Source organism: Cohnella baijiui, from assembly GCF_020731285.1.
In the GTDB taxonomy this organism is placed as follows: Bacteria; Bacillota; Bacilli; order Paenibacillales; family Paenibacillaceae; genus Cohnella.
Map to the genome: position 1 here is coordinate 49,034 of NZ_JAJFOW010000038.1, position 21,930 is coordinate 70,963.

The following is a 21,930-nucleotide window of genomic DNA, read 5'->3' on the forward strand; positions in this document are numbered from 1 at the left end:
ACTGCGCGTCGGGTAGGCATTGCGCCGTCGGATAGGCGCGCAGCGCATGGCGGCTAGGGCAAGCCGGCCGCCTTGGGATGGCCGGTCTGGCCCGTCGTGTAGGATGCGAGTCGGCGGCTGCGAGCGGTCGGCCGGGCCGACGCATGGCTGCGAGCCTGCGACTGTGAGCGGTCTGGCAGCACGATGGCGGCGGCCGCTGCGCTTCATCTCCATCCCGCACGCATGCGGCCAGATGCGGTTAGTTGCAATCCTACACCTATTTGACCCGCTTTTCCCCGAGAATGACCATATAGTTGCAATAATACCTCTATTTTCGTGAAAAACGGCTCGATAACGGAAATGGGACAAATTTAGTTGTACAAATGCAGCTAGTTGCTCCAAATGGGCGATAAAGCGACGAAATAGATGTACATTTGCACCTAATTGCTCCTAGCGAGCTTTATGGCACCGAAGTAGATGTATACTTGCACCTAATTGCTCCTAGCGAGCTTTATGGCGCCGAGATAGCTGTACAATTGCACTTAATTACTCGCAGTGGGCGCTATAGCACAGAAGTACATGTATACTTGCACCAATTTGCTCCTAGCGGGCTTTATGGCACCGTTATAGATGTACAATCGCACCATCTGCAAAGATGCAGCCAACTCCCGCCGGTTTCCGTCATGCCGCGGGACCGTGGACGGGATTTGCCTGCACTTTTGCAGCAGAAGCTCCGATTAATGAAACTTATCAGGGAGGCTTACACTGTGTCCGAAGCGTACAAACAGGCCGGCGTCGACATTGCCGCGGGCAACGAAGCGGTCGAACGGATGAAAAAGCACGTCAAAAGAACGTTCCGCCCCGAGGTGCTGACCGGGCTCGGCGGATTCGGCGGGCTGTTCGGCCTGAACAAGGACAAGTACGAGGAGCCGGTGCTCGTATCCGGCACGGACGGCGTCGGCACGAAGCTGAAGCTGGCGTTCCAGATGGACAAGCACGACACGATCGGCATCGATGCGGTCGCCATGTGCGTCAACGACGTCGTCGTGACGGGCGCGGAGCCGCTCTTTTTCCTCGACTACCTCGCCTGCGGACAGCTCGTGCCGGAAAAGATCGAAGCGATCGTCAAAGGCGTAGCCGACGGCTGCGAGCAAGCCGGATGCGCGCTGATCGGCGGCGAGACGGCGGAAATGCCGGGCATGTACCAGGACGGGGAGTACGACATCGCGGGCTTTACGGTCGGCATCGTGGACAAGCCTAAGGCGATCGACGGCTCCTCGATCGCGCCGGGCGACGCCGTCATCGGCCTCGGCTCGAGCGGCGTCCACTCGAACGGCTTTTCCCTCGTACGCCGTTTGCTGCTGGAGCAGCAAGGCTACGGATTGGCGGACAAGCTTCCGGAGCTGGAAGGCAAAACCTTGGGCGAAGTGCTGATCGAGCCGACCCGCATCTACGTCAAATCGGTTCTGAAGCTGCTGGAGCACGTTCGGGTCAAAGGGATGGCGCATATTACGGGCGGCGGCTTCATCGAGAACATCCCGCGCGTGCTGCCGGAAGGCGTCAACGTCGACATCGAGCGCGGCTCGTGGCCGGTGCAGCCGGTATTCGGCCTCATGCAGCGCGACGGCAGCATCTCCGACCGCGATATGTACACGACCTTTAACATGGGCATCGGCATGGTGCTCGTCGTTCCGGCCGAGCAGGCCGAACAGGCGCTTGCGCTCGCGAAGGAAAACGGCGAAGCCGCGTATCTCATCGGCCGTGTGACCGAAGGCAGCCGCATCGTCACATTCGGGGGCGTCGAGCTCTAATGCCGGCTACCCCATTGCGGATCGCGGTCTTCGCGTCGGGCAGCGGGAGCAACTTCCAAGCGCTGGCGGAAGCCGCCGGGCGCGGCGCGCTCGGGGCGGAAATCGCGCTGCTCGTCACCGACAAGCCCGACGCTCCCGTCGTCGAGCGGGCGCAACGCTTCGGGATCGACGTCTTCGCGTTTCGGGCGAAGGCGTATCCGTCCCGCGAAGCCTACGAGGCGGAGATCGTGGCCAAGCTGCGGGAAGCGGATATCGGGCTGATCGTCCTGGCCGGCTATATGCGTCTCATCACGGACGTGCTCGTCGCGCCGTATTACGGCCGGATGATCAATATTCACCCGGCGCTGCTGCCCGCCTTTCCCGGCGTCCGGGCGATTCGGCAGGCGCTGGAATACGGCGTGAAGCTGACGGGGGCGACGGTGCATTTCGTGGACGGCGGCATGGATTCGGGACCGATCATCGCGCAGCGAGCGGTCGAGATTCGGGGCGACGATACGGAAGAAACGCTGGCGGAGCGGGTGCACGCGGTCGAGCATGCGCTGCTGCCGGAAGCGGTCCGGTGGATTGCCGAGGGCCGGGTAGCTTTGAACGGGCGGATCGTAACGGTGAGACGATAATCAAGCGATAGCGAAGAGGAGTGTTGGGGAATCATGGCGATCAGAAGAGCGCTGGTCAGCGTATCCGACAAGACGGGCATCACGGAGTTCTGCCGCGAGCTGGCACAGCAAGGCGTGCAGATCATTTCGACGGGCGGGACGCACGCGCTGCTGGAAAAGGAAGGCGTGCCGGTCATCGGCATTTCGGACGTAACGGGTTTCCCGGAAATTTTGGACGGACGCGTGAAGACGCTGCATCCAGCTGTGCACAGCGGTCTGCTGGCCATCCGCGACAGCGCGGAGCACCGCGAAGCGATGGACAAGCTGGGGCTCGACTATATCGACCTCGTCGTGGTGAACTTGTATCCGTTCAAAGAGACGGTGTCAAAGCCGAACGTCAGCTACGAGGACGCCATCGAGAACATCGATATCGGCGGTCCGACGATGCTGCGCTCCGCGGCCAAAAACCATGCCTTCGTCACCGTCGTCGTCGACGCGGGCGACTACGCGCAGGTGCTCGAGGAGATCCGCGGCGGCGGCGACACGACGCTCGAGACGCGCAAGCGCCTCGCGGCCAAAGTATTCCGCCATACGTCCGCCTACGACGCGCTCATTTCCGAATACTTCGCCAAGCAGCTCGGCGAGCCGCTGCCGGAAAGCTTGACCGTCACCTACGAGAAGGTGCAGGAGCTCCGCTATGGCGAAAATCCGCATCAGCAGGCCGCCTTCTACCGCAAACCGATCGCCTCGGGCGCCAACATCACGACGGCCAAGCAGCTGCACGGCAAGGAGCTGTCCTACAATAACATCAACGACGCGAACGCGGCGCTCGCGATCGTCGGCGAATTCGACGAGCCGGCCGTCGTCGCGGTGAAGCATATGAACCCGTGCGGTGTGGGTATCGGCAAAGACATCGACGAAGCTTACGTCAAAGCGTACGCGTCCGACCCGACGTCGATTTTCGGCGGCATCGTCGCCGCGAACCGGACGATCGAGGCGCAAACCGCGCAGCGGCTGAGCGAAATCTTCCTCGAGATCGTACTGGCGCCGGACTTCACGCCCGAAGCGCTCGAGATTTTGCAGCGCAAGAAGAACATCCGCCTGCTCGCGACGGGCAAGACGGCCAGCGCGGCGGAGCGCGAGCCCGAATGGCTCGTCACGAGCGTCGAAGGCGGCATGCTCGTTCAGCAGAGCGACGTGCATTCGTTGGACGAGTCCGACCTGAAGGTCGTCACGGAACGCCAGCCGACGCCGGAAGAGCTGAAGCAGCTGCTGTTCGCGTGGAAGGTCGTGAAGCATGTGAAGTCCAACGCGATCCTGCTCGCCGCGGGCAATCAGACGGTCGGCGTCGGGGCCGGCCAGATGAACCGCGTCGGCGCGGCGCGCATCGCCATCGAGCAAGCGGGCGGCAAGGCGAAGGGCGCGGTGCTTGCTTCGGACGCGTTTTTCCCGATGGGCGACACGCTGGAGCTGGCGGCCCAGGCGGGCATCACGGCGGTCATCCAGCCGGGCGGCTCGATCAAGGACGAAGAGTCGGTCGCCGTCGCGAACAAATACGGCATCGCGATGATCGTCACGGGCGTGCGCCACTTCAAGCACTGATCATAGCGCGTCCGCATCGGGGGAACCCGGCGGATAGAAATAGCGTTACGGCGTAACGCTATTTTCTCTGCGCGGACGAGGATTAGGCTTGGGCGGCCGGGGGCACGGCGCGGAGGCGCGAGATTGCGGACTGTAACCCGAAATAGTCGGATTACGAGGCGTCGCGCGGCCACATTCATAAAGTCGGCATTTCATGCGATGAGGGGGAACTGAAGACATGCGGATATTGGTTATCGGACGGGGCGGGCGCGAGCACGCGATCATTTGGGCGCTGAAGAAGAGCGAGAAGGTGGAGCAAATCTTCTGCGCGCCGGGCAACGCGGGGATCGGGCAGTTGGCCGAAAACGTGCCGATCGGGGAGATGGAGTTCGACAAGCTCGTTCAGTTCGCGCAGGACAACGCGGTGAACCTGGTCGTCGTCGGTCCGGACGATCCGCTCGCGGCGGGGGCGGTCGACGCCTTCGAAGCGGCGAAGGTGCCGGTGTACGGGCCGCGCAAAAACGCAGCCGAGATCGAGGGCAGCAAGATCTTCATGAAGAATCTGCTGAAAAAATACGATATCCCGACCGCCAAGTACGAGACGTTCACGGACTACGCTGCGGCGCGGGATTACCTGGCCGAGCAGCCGATCCCGATCGTCATCAAGGCGGACGGCCTGGCGGCGGGCAAAGGCGTCACCGTCTGCTTCACGCGCGAAGAAGCGGAACAGGCGCTGCGCGAGACGATGGTGGACAAGTCGTTCGGCGCGGCCGGCGACAAGGTCGTCATCGAGGAATTCCTCGCGGGGCAGGAAATGTCCATCCTAGCGTTTGTGGACGGGGAGACGGTACGCGCAATGCCGGCCGCCCAGGATCACAAGCCGGTCTTCGACGGCGACAAGGGGCCGAATACGGGCGGGATGGGGACGTACTCCCCGCTGCCGCACATCGACCCCGCGATCATCGAGGAAGCGATCGAGCGCATCGTGAAGCCGACGGCCCGCGCGATGGTCGCCGAAGGGCGCCCGTTCCGCGGCGTGCTGTTTGCCGGACTCATGATCACGGCCGACGGCCCGAAGACGATCGAGTTCAACGCGCGCTTCGGCGATCCGGAGACCCAAGTCGTTCTGCCGCGGCTGAAAACCGATCTCGTAGACATCTTCCTGGCGTCGCTGAACGGCCGTCTGAACGAAATTGACATTGCCTGGAGCGACGAGGCGGCAGTCTGCGTCATATTGGCATCCGGGGGCTACCCGGGCGACTACCCGAAAGGGCTGCCGATCCGCGGTCTCGACCAGGCCGGGGATGCGCTGGTGTTTCATGCCGGTACGGTGGAGAAAGACGGCGAGATCGCCACAGCCGGCGGTCGCGTGCTCGGCGTCGTCGGACGGGGCGCGGGAATCGCCGAGGCGCGGGCCAAGGCGTACGAAGCCGCGGAGCGCATCTCCTTTGAAGGCAAGATCAACCGTACGGATATCGCAGCCAAGGCCCTGGTTTAACAAGCCGGGCAGCCGCGGCCAAAGCCGCCGAAACGCCCGGAAAGGGTCGCTCGGCGGCTTTTTCTTTTTGGCGGATGCCAAGTGTCGCCTGAATAGGCGCGCGGAAATTGCGCATCATTGCTTGTAAAACAAGCTTTTGCGGTTCTTCACGACATAGCCGACCGCGAGGATCGTGCCGACGATCAGAATCGCCGTCAGGACGTGGTGGGACAGCCAGGACACGAACGTCGTCATCTCCGTTCACCTTCTTCCGCGGAATGGGTTTGTCCCTAGTTTGTCCGTCATTCGGCATTTATAAGTTTCAGTTCTTTCCCTTTCCGTGCATCTCGTCCCTTCCGGCTTGAGTCAAATCACCAATTTCGATCTGCCGTAGGATCACCCTTGTCGTTCCCTACTTGGATGTCCTGCTTTTTGGCAATCATCTCAAACGTATCATGGCCGCAACCCGCACACCCTTCATTCTTAAGCTGCTCGATGGTCGCAATCTCTCCATGGATGCCGACATGTACATCTCTTGAGCATTGCTTGCAACGATAGGTACGGAGGGTTTGTTTCACTTCGCCGGTATACAAGGCGTCCGTGAATTTCTCCGGATATTCGGGTTTTGAACGATCCGTAGTCCGTAAAATGAACATCTGGCTTCGATTCGCAATCATTTCCGCGCCTTCATAGGCGTTAAATTGCGGGAAATTTGCGCTGACCGTCAGCCCCATGCGTACAAATTCCCGCTGCATGGCAAGCATAATCGCCGGAGGTTTATGGGCAAAAGACAGGAAAATCGGTAGCCCCTTCTCCCTCTTCAGCGCCTGTAAGCCGCGCGATACGAATAAACTCATCCCCTGGAGCGTGTAGGGTGGATCCGTGAAAAAACAATCAAACTTCCCTTGCAGGCTTTCTGGCAGCGGCTCCCTTAAATCCAACCGGTGTCCATGAATCTGCAGCCCCCACTTCTTTGCAATCGTTTCAATATACCCTAAGAATCGTTCGTCAATATCCAGAACATCCACATGCGTTGCTGTATGCCCGCGATCCGGAAACAACCGCTGCAGCAGAAGACCGATGGATACACTTACCAGGTCATCATCGCCGACGCATAAAATCCTCTTTCCAATCAACGCATGCTGCTTCAAACAAAGTATAGCCCTACGCAGGCTTGTTTCCGGCGTACATTTAGATTGATCAATCTGAACATCTACGGACGGCCGCAGCGCAAAAATCTCCTCCAAAGTAGCGAGCATTTCCTTCAGACCCTCAATCCATTTTGGTTCACCAAGCAACTCGTGAAAAAGGGAATGATCGAGACCGCGGAATCCCCATTCCCGCTCGATCCATGCGAGTCCTTCAGCCGTGCAGCGGGTCCCTCGGTCCTGTACGAGCGCCCCTGCTTTTATCAATTCCCGTTTGATAGCCGCAGCTACAGGTGTCGGAAGAAGCGTTTTACGAGCCAGTTCTTTCGTTGAAATTCCCGGCTTCAGGTAGCATTCGAGGAACACTTGCTCTATGACCTGTGTCCCTTCTTGCAGCCGGATATGTTGACTTGCTTGTTCAATGTACGTTTTCACGTTATCCCTCCTATAAACTCATCCCAACTTTGATTCATTTGTCCTGTCTGCACGGTGCCATCCGCCTTCAACATGTCATCACTCCCGTTTTTGAAAAACAAAAAGGGCAGAGATGAACAAACGTCATCCCTGCCCTTTTGAGACACTACCTAGATATACACCGAAAAAAATAAAAAATCCGAGCTGAACGCAGCACGGATTGTGGGTGCATAAGAATAGGCAGCACTAAGGCTAAGACTATTATCCGCTGTTCTTAACTAAATTCCGAAGCTTCAAAATGTCCATAAAAAACAAACCATGCTTTCTCAGCATTTGGTCCTTTGGACTGTTGAAAGCTTCAAGTATGGAATTGGATTAGTTAAGAACTACCGCCGACATAAATCATCTCTCCTCAGTGATAATTATTTCATATTACAACACACGATTTCTATAGTCAAGTCGAGCAAAATGAGCAAGCATGAGCGTACCTCAGGAATAAATTCACTCTTGTTATGCTACACTATGCATTCTAATAAGAAGGAGTCGGAACATCTCTATTTGGAATAGCGGCCAAACCGGAGAAGTTCTAATGTATAACACGGCAATAGCGGCCAAAAGCCAATCGTGATTGAAGATGAACATCCATAATAGAATCGATAAATTTGCAAATCTCCTCGAGCATGTGAAACTAGCGGCCTCCAGCACGCTGCACCGTCAAAAGTATCGCTGCCGGTTCCGCAAAGGCCCCGAGAACGCTGCTTGTTGCTCTTCATCCCATCTTTTTTCCCGGCTTGACAGCACACGACGAAGGTGATAGGATTTAAAACATAGTAAATTAATCGGAATTAAAGGAATAAGCGAGGAGGCTGCGTCATGGAACGTTCGCTGACGATCAAATATGAAGGTCTGACACTGGCCGGCACCATCCACTACCCCCCGCAGGAGGAATGCCGCGGCGACCGCAAGCTGCCGCTCGTCATCATCAATCACGGCTTTGTCGGCAACCGGATCGGGGTCGATCGCTTGTTCGTGCTGGCCGCGCGGTCGTTCGCGAGTCAGGGAAACCTGGTCATTCGCTTCGACTTCGCGGGCTGCGGAGAGAGCGAGGGCGTGTATGGCGAGCATGGGCTGGATTCGATGATCGAGCAGACGCGCGCCGTTCTGGATTATGCCCTCGGACTGGACATCGTCGATCCGCTGCGCGTGACGCTGCTCGGCCACAGTCTGGGCGGGTCGGTCGCCCTCCTGACGGGCGTGCGGGATCGCCGCGTGAAGTCGCTCGCCCTTTGGTCGCCGGTCGGGTATCCGTTCAACGACATCCTGCGCATCGTGGGGCGGAAAACGTACGACGAGGCCGTCACCAAAGGCGAATCCGACTATCTCGGCTATGCGATCACGCCGGCTTTTTTCGACGCGCTCATGAAGCATCAGCCGTTCCAGGAGACGCAGAAGTTTCCGGGCGACGTCCTCCTCGTGCACGGCACCGGCGACGAGACGATCCCGGTGGACTACACGTTCCTGCTGGAGAAGACGTTTTGGCTCCGGGGAGAAGGGCGCTGCGAGAAGACGATCCTCTTCCAGGCGGATCACACCTACTCCCAAGGCGCGCACAAAAAAGAGCTGTTCAAGGCGACGGCGGATTGGCTGGGCGGCTTCGAGCAGCGGCAGCGGGATTGGCAGCACTGGAGCATTTGAAGCGATTCAGCGCATGAAACATGCGCGCCATTGAAGCGATTTCCCTCAGATGTCCGAAAAAAACGTGTCGCCGTCTTCAAAAGGAGACGGCGACACGTTTTTATGGTTTTGACACGGCAAGGAGGCTATAGGCATCATGCAAGCGGAATACGCACATGCGCCCCGCAAGGCTCCATTCGTGTCGGGACTGCCGTCCGACCGGCGACCCTCCGCCGCCGCAGCTTAGCGCGTCGCGGAAGCCTCCGCAGACGCACCTTCCGAAGCTTCGAGCTCCGCGATCATGTGCACGGTCAAAATAAACATGGCGTGCGACCAGGTGAGCGGCACGACCCAGGCCGGGGCGCCGGTTTCGCGGTCCACCTGCTCCGGCAGGAGGCCGGACGGCGCGCGGTGGGCGACCGCCCAGTCGAGCAGGCGGCGCGCCTCTTCCTGCTGGCGGTTGGCGGCGCGGTATTGGGCGAGCCACAGCGTCGTCAAAATCCACGGATTGCCGCCGATGTAGGCGTCGTTCTCGTAGCGTTTGATCCCGCCGACGCCGGGGACGGTCAGCGTGCGTTCGACAGCTTCTGCTGTGCGGACGGCCTGATCATGGTCCGGCGGCACGACGCCGAACGGTACGGCGCAGCCGAGCAGGCTGACGTCGACGATCGGATCGCGGGCGAGGCGGTGGCGGACGTAGCCTTTGTTGCCAAAGAGGCGCGATACGACCAAGCCTTCCGCTTCGGCGCGGGCGTACCCCTCCGGCGTCACCGTCAAGTTCACGCCGCGGTAAAAGACGCCGCCTTCTTCGTTCCAGCAGAGCGTCCGGATCGACTCGGCGATCCGCTCCGCGGCCTCGCGCGCACGCCCGGCCAGCGTCGGATCTCCCACAAGCTCCGCCAGGCTGGCGGCCGCGTTCAGCCCCGCGTAGGCGGCTGCGGACGAATACGTGTGCTGCCCCTCGCGCTCCTCCCATAGATCGCGGCTGGCGCGCGGCAAACCGTTCTCCGGATCGAGGAAGCCGAGCAAATAGTCGGTGCCCTTGCGGACGGCTTCCCAGACGGAGCCGAGGAAGGGGGCTTTGGCTTCGTCTGCCAATGCCAGGTAGTGCTGATGCATCCCCCACAGAATCGAGGCGCCTTCGTCGATCTGCAGCCCCCAGGAAGGGGCGAGCGAACCGTCGTGGTAGTGGCGCTGCTGCCAGGAGCCGTCCGCGTCCTGCGCGGTCAGCGTCCACTCGTAGAAACGGGTGGACATGTCCGTGAGCCCCGCCTTGTCGAGCGCGGTCGTGATGAACGCCGCGTCCCGGCCCCAGCAGTACGCATAGCCGCCGCAGCGGGAGAAGCGCTCGTCGAATTCGGGCGCGGCGATGATGCTGCCGGTCTCCTCGTCGGACATCAGCTTCATCACGAGCACCGAACGTTCGTAGAGCTCCCGCAGGTCCGGCCGATCGATCGGGCAGGCGTTCGCGGCGGCGACGTGGTCCGCCCAGTAGCGGTCGGTCAGCGCCAGCCAGTCGTCGGGGCTCGAAGCTTTGGCGCGATCCAGCGCGCCGAGCGCCGCCTTCAGCGTGCTGCCCGCCGTCAGATAGACGGGGACGCGGACGCTTTCGCCCGGCGCGACGTCCGCGAACGACCACTCCATTGCGCCGTCGGTCGCCATCTGAATCTCGCTGCCGTTCAGCCCGCCCGTTTGGGCGTTATCCCAGGCATAACCCGATTGAAATTTTGTGCACACGTTTGCGCTTCCGGCCGAAAAATAATAGCGGTGGCGGAAGTGGACGATCGCGTCCGCTTCTTCGCGGAACATCGTCGTATGGTAAAACGGGTTTTCGGCCGTTTGCATAGCGGAGAAAAAAACGAAAGAGAAGGAGACGGGAGCGTCTCCTGCATTCGTAATCGCATGGTCGAACACGAGCAGATCTTCGCCAGGAACGGCGTAATAGGACGAGGAGATCCGCAAGGGCAGCGCGTCGTTCTCCGCCTCGACGGCGAAGACGTTCGACCGCGGGCGGTAACTCGAGCGGTGCCGCCATCCGTCCTCCTTGGCGTCGAACCAGGAGGTGCGGCGTCCTTCGCCCGCGAGGCGCACGCCGGCGCGCAGCGCGTCCGCGTGCTGCGGAAAGTCGACGTGGGGCCACCAGACGCGGACGACCCGTCCCGTTTCCAGCACGGAGGCGAGGAAGCGGGAGTTGCCGATGACCGCATCGACGAGATAGGGCTTGTTGTCGAGATAGGAAGTCACTTGCGTTCAGCTCCGTTTCGATGAAAGGTTCAGGGACGACTCCCGCACGATCAGGCGGTGCGGGACGATGGTGCGGTTCTGCTGAGGCTTGTCGCCCTGAATTTGCCGGATGAGCAGCTGCGAAGCCATATAGCCCAACTGATAAATGCCGATGTCGACGCTGCTCAACGGCGGCGTCGACAGCTCGGTGAGCGAGATGTTGTTGAAGCTGACGAGACTAAGGTCGTCAGGGACGCGGAATCCGAGCTCCGTCAGCCCCCGCAGAACGCCGAAGGTGACGAGATCGTCGATGACGACGAGCGCCGTAGGCCGCTCGGGCAGGTTCATGAAGAAGGACATCGCCCGGTAGCCGCTCTCCTGGAGGAACTCGCCTTCGACGATCCACTCCGGCTGCATCGGCAGGCCGTGGTCGTGCATCGCGCGAAGATAGCCGTCCAGGCGGTCGACGGACACCGTCAGATTCGGCGGGCCGCTGACGAAGCCGATCCGCTCGTGCCCTTGGGCGATCAGATGCTGCGTCGCATCGTAAGCGGCCTGGACGTTGTCGTTGTCGACGCACAGAATCTCTTCGTCCTGAGCGTAATGGCCGATCAGGATAAACGGAAATTCCTCGTGCTTCAGAAAAGCGATGATCGGGTCGTTGCGCCGGGATTGGAGCAGGATGATGCCGTCGACCCGCTTGCCCTTGACAAGCCGGGTAACCGCTGCCAATTCTTCTTGCTCCGAATGCCCGGTCGTCATCAGGATGTCGTATCCGTTGCGCGAAGCTTGGGTCGTAATGCCCCGAATGTTTTCCGCGAAAAAGTGGTTTTGGAATAATTCTTCAGCCGGTCGGGGCAGAATCATACCAAGCGTATACGTTTTATTGGAGACGAGACTGCGGGCCATCATATTCGAATGATAGCCCATCTCTTCCATGATCGCTTTGACTTTGCGCGTCGTCTCCCGGCTGATCCGGGGATGGTTCGACAGGACGCGAGATACGGTAGAAGGAGAGACGCCCGCGCGTTTGGCGACGTCTTTGATTGTGACTGCCATAAAGACCTCCACAGCTTGTGCAACCGTTTGAACTGCCCTGGTATGCCTTCATGTTACATGAACGAATAAGGATTGTAAACCGCGCTTTGTGCATGTGTTGCACGCAACAACCGACATTTTGCACGGGAGAACGCGCTATTCCAATAGAAGAATAAAAAAGGGATAAGGAACGAATTCATGAGTAAATGAACGAAATAACGAGAAATCGAAAGATAGATAGGTTGTCAACCGTGGATTCCGATTGTGCAAACGTTTTAACAAACGAAATAAATGGTGTATAGTATAGGAGCGAGACGTGAAGCGCTTCCATTTCTGAATTCCACGTTTGAACGTCCAAACTCGCCCTGGAAGCTTGTTGCAGTTCAAACGTTTGCGCAGATCGTCGGACGAATGCTCCAGCTTGTACGCGATCCTTTTACGCAGGTACACGATTAGAGAGGGGACATGAAATTGAATTCGAAGAAAACCTTGTCCATGATCAGCGCGATGGCGCTGATGGCCGTAGCGCTGTCCGCATGCGGCGGCAATAATAGCGGCAACACCGCTTCCCCATCCGCAAGCGAAGCCAGCCCTTCCGCCTCGGCGTCCGCTTCGGCATCCGACTCCGGCACGGCCGAAGACGAGCTGAAGCCGGAAGACGGCGCATCCCTCATCGTTTGGGAATCCAAGGAATTCCGCCCTCGTATGGAAGCGATCGCCAAAGCGTTTACCGATCAATACGGCATTCCGGTCAAGGTCGAGGAAGTCAACGAGCCGGACCAAATCAACAAGCTTATGAACGACGGTCCTGCCGGCGTCGGCGCGGACGTCGTCATCTTCCCGCACGACAACTTGGGCAAAGCGGTCGCGGCAGGCCTGCTGTTGCCGAACGACTACTTCGCCGACGAAACGAAAGCCGACAACTCCGACGCTTCCGTCAAGGCATTCACGTTCAAGGATGAGCTCTACGGCTATCCTCGTTCCGTCGAAACGTACGCTCTGTTCTACAATAAGGACCTGATTCCGAATCCTCCTAAATCGTACGAGGAAGTCATCGAGTTCGCGAAGACGTTCAACGACACGAAAAATCAGAAATACGCGCTCATGTGGGAAATCAGCAACTTCTACTACGCCTACTCCTTCCTGGCAACTCCAGGCGGTTACGCATACGGCCAAAACGGCTCCGACCCGTCCGACATCGGCCTGAACAACGAAGGCGCCGTCAAGGGTGCCACGCTTTACCAGCAGCTCAAGTCGATCTTGCCGATGAAGTCCGGCGACGCGACGTTCGACGTCAAGAAAGGCTTGTTCACCAGCAACAAGCTGGCGCTCGACATCAACGGCCCGTGGGCGATCGCAGATCTGAAGAAAGCCGGCGTCAACTTCGGCATCGCGCCGCTGCCGACGATCGACGGCAAGCCGAACGTCTCGTTCTCCGGCGTCAAAGGCTACGCGGTCAACGCGTTCTCGAAATACCCGAACGCCAGCCGCCTGTTCTCGCACTTCGCTTCGTCCAAGGATAATCAGTTGGCGGACTTCAAGGAGTTGGGCTTCCTCCCGTCCAACAACGAAGCGGCCGCCGATCAGGCCGTCACGTCCGATCCGCTCATCGTAGGCATCCTGGAGCAGTTCAAAAACTCCTACCCGATGCCGGCTATTCCGGAAATGGGCAACGTATGGGGCCCGGGGCAAGCGGCCATGGCGGACATCTGGGATAAGGGCACAGACCCGAAAGCGGCGCTCGACAATGCCGTCAAGCAGATCCAAGACGCGAACAAAGCGGTGAAGTAAGATTTGAAAAAGGGTTCTCATAAACCGTCATCCGCCGTTTCGACGGCGGATGATGCTTTGCAAGGACCGCGAAAGGGGGAGGCGGGATGCGCCGCATGAGTCTGACGGCTACGATTCTGTCGCTCATCGCTCCCGGACTGGGGCAATTATTCAATCGTCAATACATCAAGGGCATCCTTTTCCTGGCGATCGACGCGCTCGGACTGTGGTACTTCATCAATCATTTGCCCCGCGCGATCTGGGGCATCGTCACGCTCGGCACGCAAAAGCAACACATGGAGAAAGTGGGCAAGATCACGAAGCTGGTGCCCGGCGACAACTCGATTCACTTGCTGGTGCAGGGCCTTATCATTCTCATCATCTTCATGATCTTCGTCTGGTTCTACGTGCAAGCCGTGCTCGATGCTCGCCGCAACGGCCTCGTGAGAGAACAGGGCGGGCGGACCGCGAACTTCTATCGTTCGGCGGGCGCGCTGTTCGACCGTTCCTTCCCGTTCACGATGCTGTCGGTGCCGGTCGTCGGCATCCTGTTCCTGACGGTTATGCCGATCATCTTCGGCATTATGATCGCGTTCACCAACTTCTCGGGCCCGAACTTCGTGCCGCCGAACGCGCTGGTCGACTGGGTCGGCTTCCGCACGTTCCTCGACCTGCTGACGCTGAAGACGTGGAGCTACACGTTCTGGCACGTCCTGCTGTGGACGGTGGAGTGGGCGCTGCTGGCGACCGTGACGACCTATCTGGGCGGCATGCTGGTCGCGATGCTGGTGCAGCAGCCGGGCATCAAGTTCAAGAAGTTCTGGCGCACGCTCTTCATCGTGCCGTTTGCCATTCCGCAGCTGTGCTCCGCCTTGATCATGAACAATCTGTTCAACGGCGAGTTCGGCCCGATCAACCAGTATCTCGGCATGCTCGGCATCGAGAAGATCGGCTGGCTGACGGATCCGCAATGGGCGAAGTTCACCGTCGTCCTCGTCAACGCCTGGTTCGGCATTCCGGTGACGATGATGCTCATGTTCGGCGTCCTGACGACGATTCCGCGAGATTTGTACGAAGCCGCGGAAGTCGACGGCGCAACCGCCTTCCAAAAGTTCCGCAACATCACGCTGCCCCGCGTGCTGTTCGTGACGGCGCCGGTGCTGATCACCCAGTTCGCCGGCAACATCAACAACTTCAACGCCATCTACCTGCTGACGGGCGGCGACCCGAAGACGGGGGACTACCAGTTCGCCGGCCAGACGGACTTGCTCGTCACCTGGCTGTATAAGCTGACGCTCGACAACAACAAGTACAACTTTGCATCCGCGATCGGCATTATCGTATTCCTGATCATCGCCTCCATCTCGATCGCCAGCTACTTGCGGACGAAGTCGTTCAAAGAGGAGGACATGGTGCAATGAGTAAAACGGGTACGGGCATTCGCCTCTTTTTCAGCTATGTAGTGCTCGTCATTTTGGCCATATCCGTCCTTTATCCGACCATCTGGATTCTGGTCTCCTCGTTCCGGCCGGGCGGCGCGATTTACAGCCCGACGTTTTTCCCGTCGCGCTGGACGAGCGAACACTACTCCTCGCTCTTTACGGACAAGAGCTTCGTGTTCGGCCGCTGGTACTGGAACACGCTGAAGATCAGTATCTTCACGATGCTCTTCGGCACGATGTCCACGACGATGGTCGCCTACGTTCTTTCGCGGTTCCGGTTCAAAGGGCGCAAGGTCGCGCTGTCCACGCTGCTGATCCTCGGGATGTTCCCGAACTTCATGGCGCTCATCTCGATCTTTCTGCTGCTGTACCAGTTCGACCTGCTCAATACGCATCTGGCGCTCATCATCGTTTATTCGTGCGGCTCGCCGGTTCTGTCCACCTTTATCGTCAAAGGCTATTTCGACACGATCCCGCGCAGCCTCGAGGAGTCGGCCCGGATCGACGGCGCGAGCCACCTGACGGTGTTCTCGAAGATCATGCTGCCGCTGGCCAAGCCGATCCTCACCTACATGGCGGTCACGACGTTCGTCGGCCCGTGGGTCGACTTTATCCTGGCGCGTCTCGTCCTTCGCTCGCGTGAGCAGTGGACGGTCGCCGTCGGCTTGTGGGACCTCGCGACGAACTTCCGGACGGCGAACTTCACGATGTTCGCGGCCGGATGCGTGCTCGTCGCGCTGCCGATCACCGTCGTCTACTTGCTGCTGCAGCGGTTCATCGTCGAAGGGCTCACTTCGGGGGCCAGCAAAGGATGAGGAAGCCGTCTCTCGGCAGGCGGGCGTTCGCGGGACTGGCCGCGCTCGCCGCATTCGCGGCGCTGCTGTCCGGCTGCACGGCCGGCGGCGCCAAGGAGGAGAAGGGCGCGTCCGGCCCGTCCGGCGTATACTACGAGATTTTCGTCCGCTCGTTCGCGGATTCGAACGGCGACGGCATCGGCGATCTGAACGGCGTCACGGAAAAGCTGGACTACGTCAAGTCGCTGGGCGCGGACGGCATCTGGCTGATGCCGATCCAACCGTCTCCGAGCTATCACGGCTACGACGTGACCGACTACTATGGCATCAACAAGGAATACGGCACGGAAGACGATCTGAAGCGGCTGCTCGCGGAGGCGCACAAACGAGGCATCAAGGTCATCATGGACCTGGTCGTCAATCATTCGAGCAGCGAGCACCCGTGGTTCGTCGACGCGGCCAGCAGCCCGGACAGCGCGCACCGCGATTGGTATATCTGGTCCAGCTCGCGGGGTGGAGACACCCCCGGCGACGGCGCGGCCGGCCAGCCGCCCTGGCATGCGAGCGGCGGGGACAACTACCTCGGCATTTTCTGGGAAGGGATGCCGGATCTGAACTTCGACAATCCGGCCGTCCGGCAGGAGATAACGAAGGTTGGCCAGTACTGGCTGAAGATGGGCTTCGACGGCTTCCGGCTGGACGCGGCCAAGCACATCTACGGGGACTTCAACTCGACCGTCAACACGCCGGCCGTGAAGGAGAAAAACCGGGCTTGGTGGCAGGAATTCCGCCGCGGCCTGAACGAAGTCAATCCGAAGGCGTATCTCGTCGGCGAAGTGTGGGACGGGACGGCCGTTATCGGGCCCTATTTGAAGGACGCGTTCGACTCGGCGTTTAACTTCGACTTGGCCGCCAAGCTGCTCGGCGCGGCCGACAGCGAGCGGGCGACCGACGTCGGCTTTACCCTTTCGCGGGTGTACGACTTTTATGCGAAGTCGTCGGACGGCAAGTTCGTCGACGCGCTATTCCTGTCCAACCACGACCAGAACCGCGTCATGTCCGCCGTCGGCGGCAACGTCGACCACGCCAAGACGGCGGCGGCGATGCTGCTCACGCTACCCGGCAACGCCTTCGTCTATTACGGCGAAGAGCTGGGCATGAGCGGGTTGAAGCCGGACGAGCGCATCCGCGAGCCGTTCCCCTGGAATCGCGCCCCGGGTCAAGCCGGCGAAACGACTTGGGAGGCGTCGCATAACCGCGGGGACGGCAGCGTCTCGGTCGAGCAAGAGGAGAGCGACAAGGACTCGCTGCTGAGCCGCTATCGGACGCTTATCTCCTGGCGCAAGCAGGATGCGGCGCTCCGGAAAGGGACGGTCGGCTCCTACGAGAGCGGCAACGACGCCGTCATGGCGTACGCGCGCGCCGCCGGCGAGGAGAAGCGCCTCGTGCTGCACAACCTCTCGGGCAAGGAGCAGGAAGTGACGATCGCCCCGCCCAAGGGGACGGACGACAAGTACGCCAAGCTCGCGCGAACGACGGACGACGCCGCTTCGCTGAGCAAAGGCAAGCTGACGCTTCCGCCTTACGCGACGGTCGTGCTGAAGCCGTAGAGGATGACGGTCGTGCTGAAGCCGTAGAGGATGACGGTCGTGCTGAAGTCGCAAAGGATGACGGTCGTGCTGAAGCTGTAGAGGATGACGGAAGTGCCGAAGCCGTAATGGATGACGGTCGTGCTGAAGTCGTAAAGGATGACGGAAGTGCCGAAGTCGTAATGGATGACGGTCGTGCTGAAGCTGTAGAGGATTATGCAACTGCATGGCGAAACCGCCGGCCCTTGGGCCGGCGGTTTTGTTGTGGAGGTAGCGGGGTTGGTACGAGGATAGGGGAGTGGGGGCGGTGAGGAGAAGAGGTTCCGTACATTGCGCTAAATTGGCGTTCGGAGGCGGATAAGTGGAAAGAAGTACAGTACATAATGTGTTCGAAGGCGTAGAGAGAGGAGTGTGCGGTAAATGATTCCGTACATTCGGCTACGGTAGCGCTGGGAGGGCGATGAGCGGTAAGAGGTACCGTACATTCGGCTGCGGTGACGCAGGGAGGGCGATGAGTGGTAAGAGGTACCGTACACTCGGCTGCGGTGGCGCTGAGAGGGCGAAGAGTGGTAAAAGCTGCTGTACCTGCGGATGGAGGCGGGAAACTGGAAATTTACCAAGCTGATCCTGTAAACTTACACACTCGCGCTCGCCTGCGATTAGTTGCAAAAGTACACCTAAATTCGGCGATTTTGGGGGATTTGAGGCAATTAGTTGCAATTGTACATCTAATTACGTTTGATCATCGGATATCCGCGTTTCGGCAAAGATTTAGATGTAGATTTGCAACTAAATCACGTTTTGAAGCCGATTGGAGCAAAATTAGTGGTACTTTTGCAACTAGTTACTCCAGGTATGGTGCACCGCCGCTCTCCGCAGATTGGAGTTACTCCAGGTATGGTGCACCCCCGCTTTTGGCAGATTGGAGTTGCTCCAGGTATGGTGCGTCCCCGCTCTTCGCAGATTGGAGTTGCTCCAGGTATGGCACGCCCCCGCTCATGGCAGAGATTAGAGAGAGGTCATCGGCGCGGAGGGCAGAGAGCGGAAGAAGAAGCGTGCAAAGAGACAGCGCGGAGGGTTGGGAGCGGAAGGAGCGTGCAAGGAGACGGCGCGGAGGCAGATAGCGGAAGGAGTTTGCAAGGGGAAGAAGATGGCGCAGGGGGCAGGGAGCGGAAGAAGAAGCATGCAAAGAGACAGCGCGGAGGGTAGGGAGCGGAAGGAGCGTGCAAGGAGACGGCGCGGAGGCAGATAGCGGAAGGAGTTTGCAAGGGGAAGAAGATGGCGCGGAGGGCAGAGAGCGGAAGGAGTTGGCAAGGGGAAGATGATGGCGCGGAGGGTAGGGAGCGGAAGGAGCGTGAAAGGAGAAGTAGATGGCGTGAAGGAACGGGGAGAAGAAGGAGGCTTGGAGGAGCGAGGGAAGCGGGGAGAAGCGGAAAGGAAATGGCGCATCTTCGGCGCTTCGCCGCGGCGGCGGGACTTTTTTGGATGAGACAGGGGCTGGCGATTGCGGTAAAATAAAGGGCGATACGGAACACGAACGGGAGAGAGAGCATTTGACGGAGCCCACGGAGAGCAAGCCATTCGCGCAGTCGTTCGACAGTTTGGAGACGCTGGCGGAGACGATCAACGAAGTGCTCGGCTGCCCGGTGACGATCGAAGACGCGGGTCATCGGCTGCTGGCCTATAGCGCGCACGATCCTCAGACGGACTCGGCGCGGCTGGCCACGATCGTCGGCCGGCGCGTGCCCGAGAACGTGATCGCCAGCCTGCGGCGGGACGGCGTCATTCAACGGCTCGCGGACAGCCTGGAGCCGATCCGGGTGCCGCCCATCGACGAGGTCGGGTTCAGCGGCCGGCTCGCGATCGCCATTCGGCACAAGGATGCCGTGCTCGGCTACCTGTGGTTGCTCGAGTCGGGCAAGACGCTTGGAGGCCGGGAGCTCGAGCTGTTCAAACAGGCGGCGCGGGCGGCGGCGGACAAGATGGTGCGCTTGCAGAGCGCGCCTCGAAAGATCAGGGAAGGCCTCCGCGACTTCATGTGGATGCTGCTGCACGGGCAGTTCGGCTCCGAGGCCGCGATCCGGGATAAAGCGGAGCAGATCGGCCTCGCCCTGCCGGCCGAATGGCACGTGGTCGTCGTGCAAGCGGCGGGCGCGATCGACGAGCGGGAGGAGCAGCGGCTGCTGGATCGCGTCGCGGCGAGCCGCTCGGTCCGGACGGTGCTACACGCGGTCGACCGCGCGCAGGCGATCCTGCTCTGCGCCCCGCTGCTGGCGGAAACGGATAGGCGCATTTATGCCCGGGAGGCGGCGGCTTTTTTCCGGCGCCTCTGCCGCGGGGAGGAAGACGGCTTTCGTGCGACGGTAGGCGGCAGCGCCTTCGGGCAGCAGTACGCCGAGACAGCGTCACGCCATAGGGAGGCGCTGACCGTGCTGCGAATGAAGCGTACATATCCTCGCGAAACGGAGACCGTGTTCCACTATTCGGACCTGGGATACTACCGCTTCTTGCCGGCCATCGCGGCGCAGATCGGCGGCGAACGTTTCCCCGACGAAGCGCTCGCTCGACTCCGGGCTTACGATCGGGAGCACGACGCGAATCTGCTCAGCACACTCGAGACATTTCTGGCGTCCGACAGCAACGCCAAGACGGCGGCCGAAGCGCTGCATGTGCACGCCAACACGCTCAGCTACCGGCTGAAGCGCATCGCGGAGATCGGCGGAATCGACCTGGCCGATATGGACCAAAAGGTGTCGTTATACCTCGTTTTGAAGGCGGAACGATGGACCGGAGGGTGACTTTGTGCAATTTCACAAAGCACCCTTTCTTTTTTATCGTTTTGGGACGAAGATGGCGGCGGCTCGTTCTTCTATACTGAGGGGTATAGAGTCGATATTTGGCGAGGAGCTGGGCGACATGAAGGTAGGCATCCCGAAGGAGATCAAAAACAACGAAAACCGGGTGGCGATCACCCCGGCGGGCGTGACGGCGCTGACGCGGGCCGGACATACGGTTTACGTGGAAAAAGAAGCGGGCGTCGGCAGCGGCTTCCCCGATACCGAGTATGCGGCGGCGGGCGCAACGCTGCTGGGCGAGGCGGCCGAAGTGTGGGCTTCCTCGGATATGATCATGAAGGTCAAGGAGCCGCTCCCGTCGGAATACGCGTTTTTCCGGGAAGGCCTCATCCTGTTCACCTATCTGCATCTGGCTGCGGAACCGGCGTTGGCGCGGGCTTTGGTCGATAAGGGCGTCATCGCGATCGCTTACGAGACGGTCGAGACGAACCGTACCCTGCCGCTTCTCACGCCGATGAGCGAGGTCGCCGGCCGCATGGCCGCGCAGATCGGCGCGCAATTCCTCGAGAAGCCGTACGGCGGCGCGGGCATTCTGCTCGGCGGCGTGCCCGGCGTCAAGCGGGGCAAGGTGACGATCATCGGCGGCGGAGTCGTTGGGACGAACGCGGCCAAAATCGCGGTGGGACTCGGTGCGGACGTCACGGTGATGGATCTGAGTCCGGAGCGGCTTCGCCAACTGGACGACATCTTCCGTTCGGACTTGCAGACGCTCATCTCGAATCCGTATAACATCGCGGAAGCGGTGGCGGATTCGGATCTCGTCATCGGCGCGGTGCTCATCCCCGGCGCCAAAGCGCCGAAGCTCGTCACGGAAGACATGGTGCGTTCGATGCGTCCCGGCTCCGTCGTCATCGACGTGGCGGTCGACCAGGGCGGCATTTTCGAAACGGTCGACCGCGTCACGACCCATGCCGAGCCGACCTATGTGAAGCACGGCGTCGTGCACTACGCGGTCGCCAACATGCCGGGCGCGGTGCCGCGCACGTCCACGCTCGCGCTGACGAACGTGACCGTGCCGTACGCGCTGCAGATCGCGGGCAAAGGCGCGGCCCAGGCGTTGGCCGACAACCGCGCGCTGCAGCTCGGTCTCAACGTCGCCGGCGGCGCCATCACATACGAGGCGGTCGCGCGCGACCTTGGCCTCGCGTACGTGCCCGCCGAGAAAGCGCTCGGCCAACGCCTCGGTTCTGCGAGCTGAGCAGGCTGCGGGGGCGGAGCCTGGGGATGAGCTTGGCCAGCGAGCCGCAAGCGAGTGCGCCGAATGGGCCGGTAGCGCCGCGGCAACCCGAAAAGTTCGGGTAACAGCTCGCTCAGCGAACCGGAAGCGTCGCGCAACCCGAAAAGTTTGGATTATGCAGCTGCCCTTCCTTCTCTCCCGACGAGACCGAGGCGAGGCATCGCGCGGCGCCGGCAGTTAGAATAGCCACCAAAAAAGGAGACTCGCCCGGGCCCGGGCGGGTCTCCTTTTTTGCCTGCCTTCCAACTTGCCTGCCTTCCAACTTGCCTGCCTTCCAACTTGCCTGCCTTCCAACTTGCCTG

The 21,930-nt window shown here is 60.2% G+C and carries 14 protein-coding genes; 11 read left to right on the plus strand and 3 right to left on the minus strand.

Annotation, left to right across the window (positions count from 1 at the left end; all coding sequences use genetic code 11):
- The first annotated feature begins 746 nt into the window (after window positions 1-746).
- From purM to purD, 4 genes are all read left to right on the plus strand, one after another.
- The gene (gene purM / locus LKX83_RS25515; RefSeq protein ID WP_227885664.1) at window positions 747-1,790 is read left to right on the plus strand and encodes a phosphoribosylformylglycinamidine cyclo-ligase; all 1,044 of its coding nucleotides are present in this window, start codon (window positions 747-749) and stop codon (window positions 1,788-1,790) included.
- Window positions 1,790-2,407 (plus strand): phosphoribosylglycinamide formyltransferase, encoded by a 618-nt coding sequence (gene purN, locus LKX83_RS25520; protein ID WP_227885665.1) that lies wholly within the window; start codon window positions 1,790-1,792, stop codon window positions 2,405-2,407. The genes purM and purN overlap by 1 nt, the downstream gene beginning before the upstream one ends.
- A 33-nt stretch (window positions 2,408-2,440) precedes the next feature.
- Window positions 2,441-3,988, plus strand: coding sequence for a bifunctional phosphoribosylaminoimidazolecarboxamide formyltransferase/IMP cyclohydrolase (purH, locus tag LKX83_RS25525; RefSeq protein WP_227885666.1), 1,548 nt, complete (start codon window positions 2,441-2,443; stop codon window positions 3,986-3,988).
- Window positions 3,989-4,205: 217 nt separating this feature from the next.
- Window positions 4,206-5,465 carry a phosphoribosylamine--glycine ligase gene (gene purD, locus LKX83_RS25530; protein WP_227885667.1) on the plus strand — a complete coding sequence of 420 codons (1,260 nt, stop codon included), beginning with the start codon at window positions 4,206-4,208 and terminating at the stop codon, window positions 5,463-5,465.
- 350 nt (window positions 5,466-5,815) lie between these two features.
- Here the strand turns inward: purD and LKX83_RS25535 are convergent, their stop codons facing one another.
- The gene (locus LKX83_RS25535; protein WP_227885668.1) at window positions 5,816-7,027 is read right to left on the minus strand and encodes a bis-aminopropyl spermidine synthase family protein; all 1,212 of its coding nucleotides are present in this window, start codon (window positions 7,025-7,027) and stop codon (window positions 5,816-5,818) included.
- A gap of 852 nt (window positions 7,028-7,879) precedes the next feature.
- Here LKX83_RS25535 and LKX83_RS25540 point away from each other — a divergent pair.
- On the plus strand, window positions 7,880-8,701 hold the full coding sequence (locus tag LKX83_RS25540) for an alpha/beta hydrolase family protein (protein ID WP_227885669.1): 822 nt from the start codon (window positions 7,880-7,882) through the stop codon (window positions 8,699-8,701).
- 222 nt (window positions 8,702-8,923) lie between these two features.
- On the opposite strand, the gene LKX83_RS34505 is transcribed toward LKX83_RS25540, so the two are convergent.
- Both LKX83_RS34505 and LKX83_RS25550 read right to left on the minus strand, forming a co-directional pair.
- Complete coding sequence (locus LKX83_RS34505) at window positions 8,924-10,924, minus strand: glycoside hydrolase family 15 protein (protein WP_227885670.1); 2,001 nt, start codon at window positions 10,922-10,924, stop codon at window positions 8,924-8,926.
- Window positions 10,925-10,930: 6 nt separating this feature from the next.
- Entirely contained in the window at window positions 10,931-11,962 is a 1,032-nt protein-coding gene (locus LKX83_RS25550; protein ID WP_227885671.1) for a LacI family DNA-binding transcriptional regulator, read from the minus strand.
- A gap of 450 nt (window positions 11,963-12,412) precedes the next feature.
- Here LKX83_RS25550 and LKX83_RS25555 point away from each other — a divergent pair, with 450 nt between their 5' ends.
- From LKX83_RS25555 to ald, 6 genes are all read left to right on the plus strand, one after another.
- Entirely contained in the window at window positions 12,413-13,732 is a 1,320-nt protein-coding gene (locus LKX83_RS25555; RefSeq protein WP_227885672.1) for a sugar ABC transporter substrate-binding protein, read from the plus strand.
- Window positions 13,733-13,818: 86 nt separating this feature from the next.
- Window positions 13,819-15,132, plus strand: a complete 1,314-nt coding sequence (locus LKX83_RS25560; RefSeq protein WP_227885673.1) for a carbohydrate ABC transporter permease — start codon at window positions 13,819-13,821, stop codon at window positions 15,130-15,132.
- Window positions 15,129-15,968, plus strand: a complete 840-nt coding sequence (locus LKX83_RS25565; RefSeq protein ID WP_227885674.1) for a sugar ABC transporter permease — start codon at window positions 15,129-15,131, stop codon at window positions 15,966-15,968. The genes LKX83_RS25560 and LKX83_RS25565 overlap by 4 nt, the downstream gene beginning before the upstream one ends.
- Window positions 15,965-17,557: an alpha-amylase family glycosyl hydrolase gene (locus tag LKX83_RS25570; RefSeq protein WP_227885675.1), complete on the plus strand. Its 1,593-nt coding sequence runs from the start codon at window positions 15,965-15,967 to the stop codon at window positions 17,555-17,557. The genes LKX83_RS25565 and LKX83_RS25570 overlap by 4 nt, the downstream gene beginning before the upstream one ends.
- Window positions 17,558-19,089: 1,532 nt before the next feature.
- The gene (locus LKX83_RS25575; protein WP_227885676.1) at window positions 19,090-20,334 is read left to right on the plus strand and encodes a PucR family transcriptional regulator; all 1,245 of its coding nucleotides are present in this window, start codon (window positions 19,090-19,092) and stop codon (window positions 20,332-20,334) included.
- Between the two features lie 118 nt (window positions 20,335-20,452).
- Window positions 20,453-21,589: an alanine dehydrogenase gene (gene ald, locus LKX83_RS25580; RefSeq protein WP_227885677.1), complete on the plus strand. Its 1,137-nt coding sequence runs from the start codon at window positions 20,453-20,455 to the stop codon at window positions 21,587-21,589.
- Window positions 21,590-21,930 lie beyond the last annotated feature (341 nt).

Excerpts from the sequence above, each read along its gene's own strand:
- LKX83_RS25540 (WP_227885669.1), top strand. The coding sequence starts at position 7,880 with ATGGAACGTTCGCTGACGATCAAATATGAAGGTCTGACACTGGCCGGC.
- LKX83_RS25560 (WP_227885673.1), top strand. The coding sequence starts at position 13,819 with ATGCGCCGCATGAGTCTGACGGCTACGATTCTGTCGCTCATCGCTCCC.
- purH (WP_227885666.1), top strand. The coding sequence starts at position 2,441 with ATGGCGATCAGAAGAGCGCTGGTCAGCGTATCCGACAAGACGGGCATC.
- LKX83_RS25565 (WP_227885674.1), top strand. The coding sequence starts at position 15,129 with ATGAGTAAAACGGGTACGGGCATTCGCCTCTTTTTCAGCTATGTAGTG.
- purD (WP_227885667.1), top strand. The coding sequence starts at position 4,206 with ATGCGGATATTGGTTATCGGACGGGGCGGGCGCGAGCACGCGATCATT.
- LKX83_RS25550 (WP_227885671.1), bottom strand. The coding sequence starts at position 11,962 with ATGGCAGTCACAATCAAAGACGTCGCCAAACGCGCGGGCGTCTCTCCT.
- LKX83_RS25570 (WP_227885675.1), top strand. The coding sequence starts at position 15,965 with ATGAGGAAGCCGTCTCTCGGCAGGCGGGCGTTCGCGGGACTGGCCGCG.
- ald (WP_227885677.1), top strand. The coding sequence starts at position 20,453 with ATGAAGGTAGGCATCCCGAAGGAGATCAAAAACAACGAAAACCGGGTG.
- purN (WP_227885665.1), top strand. The coding sequence starts at position 1,790 with ATGCCGGCTACCCCATTGCGGATCGCGGTCTTCGCGTCGGGCAGCGGG.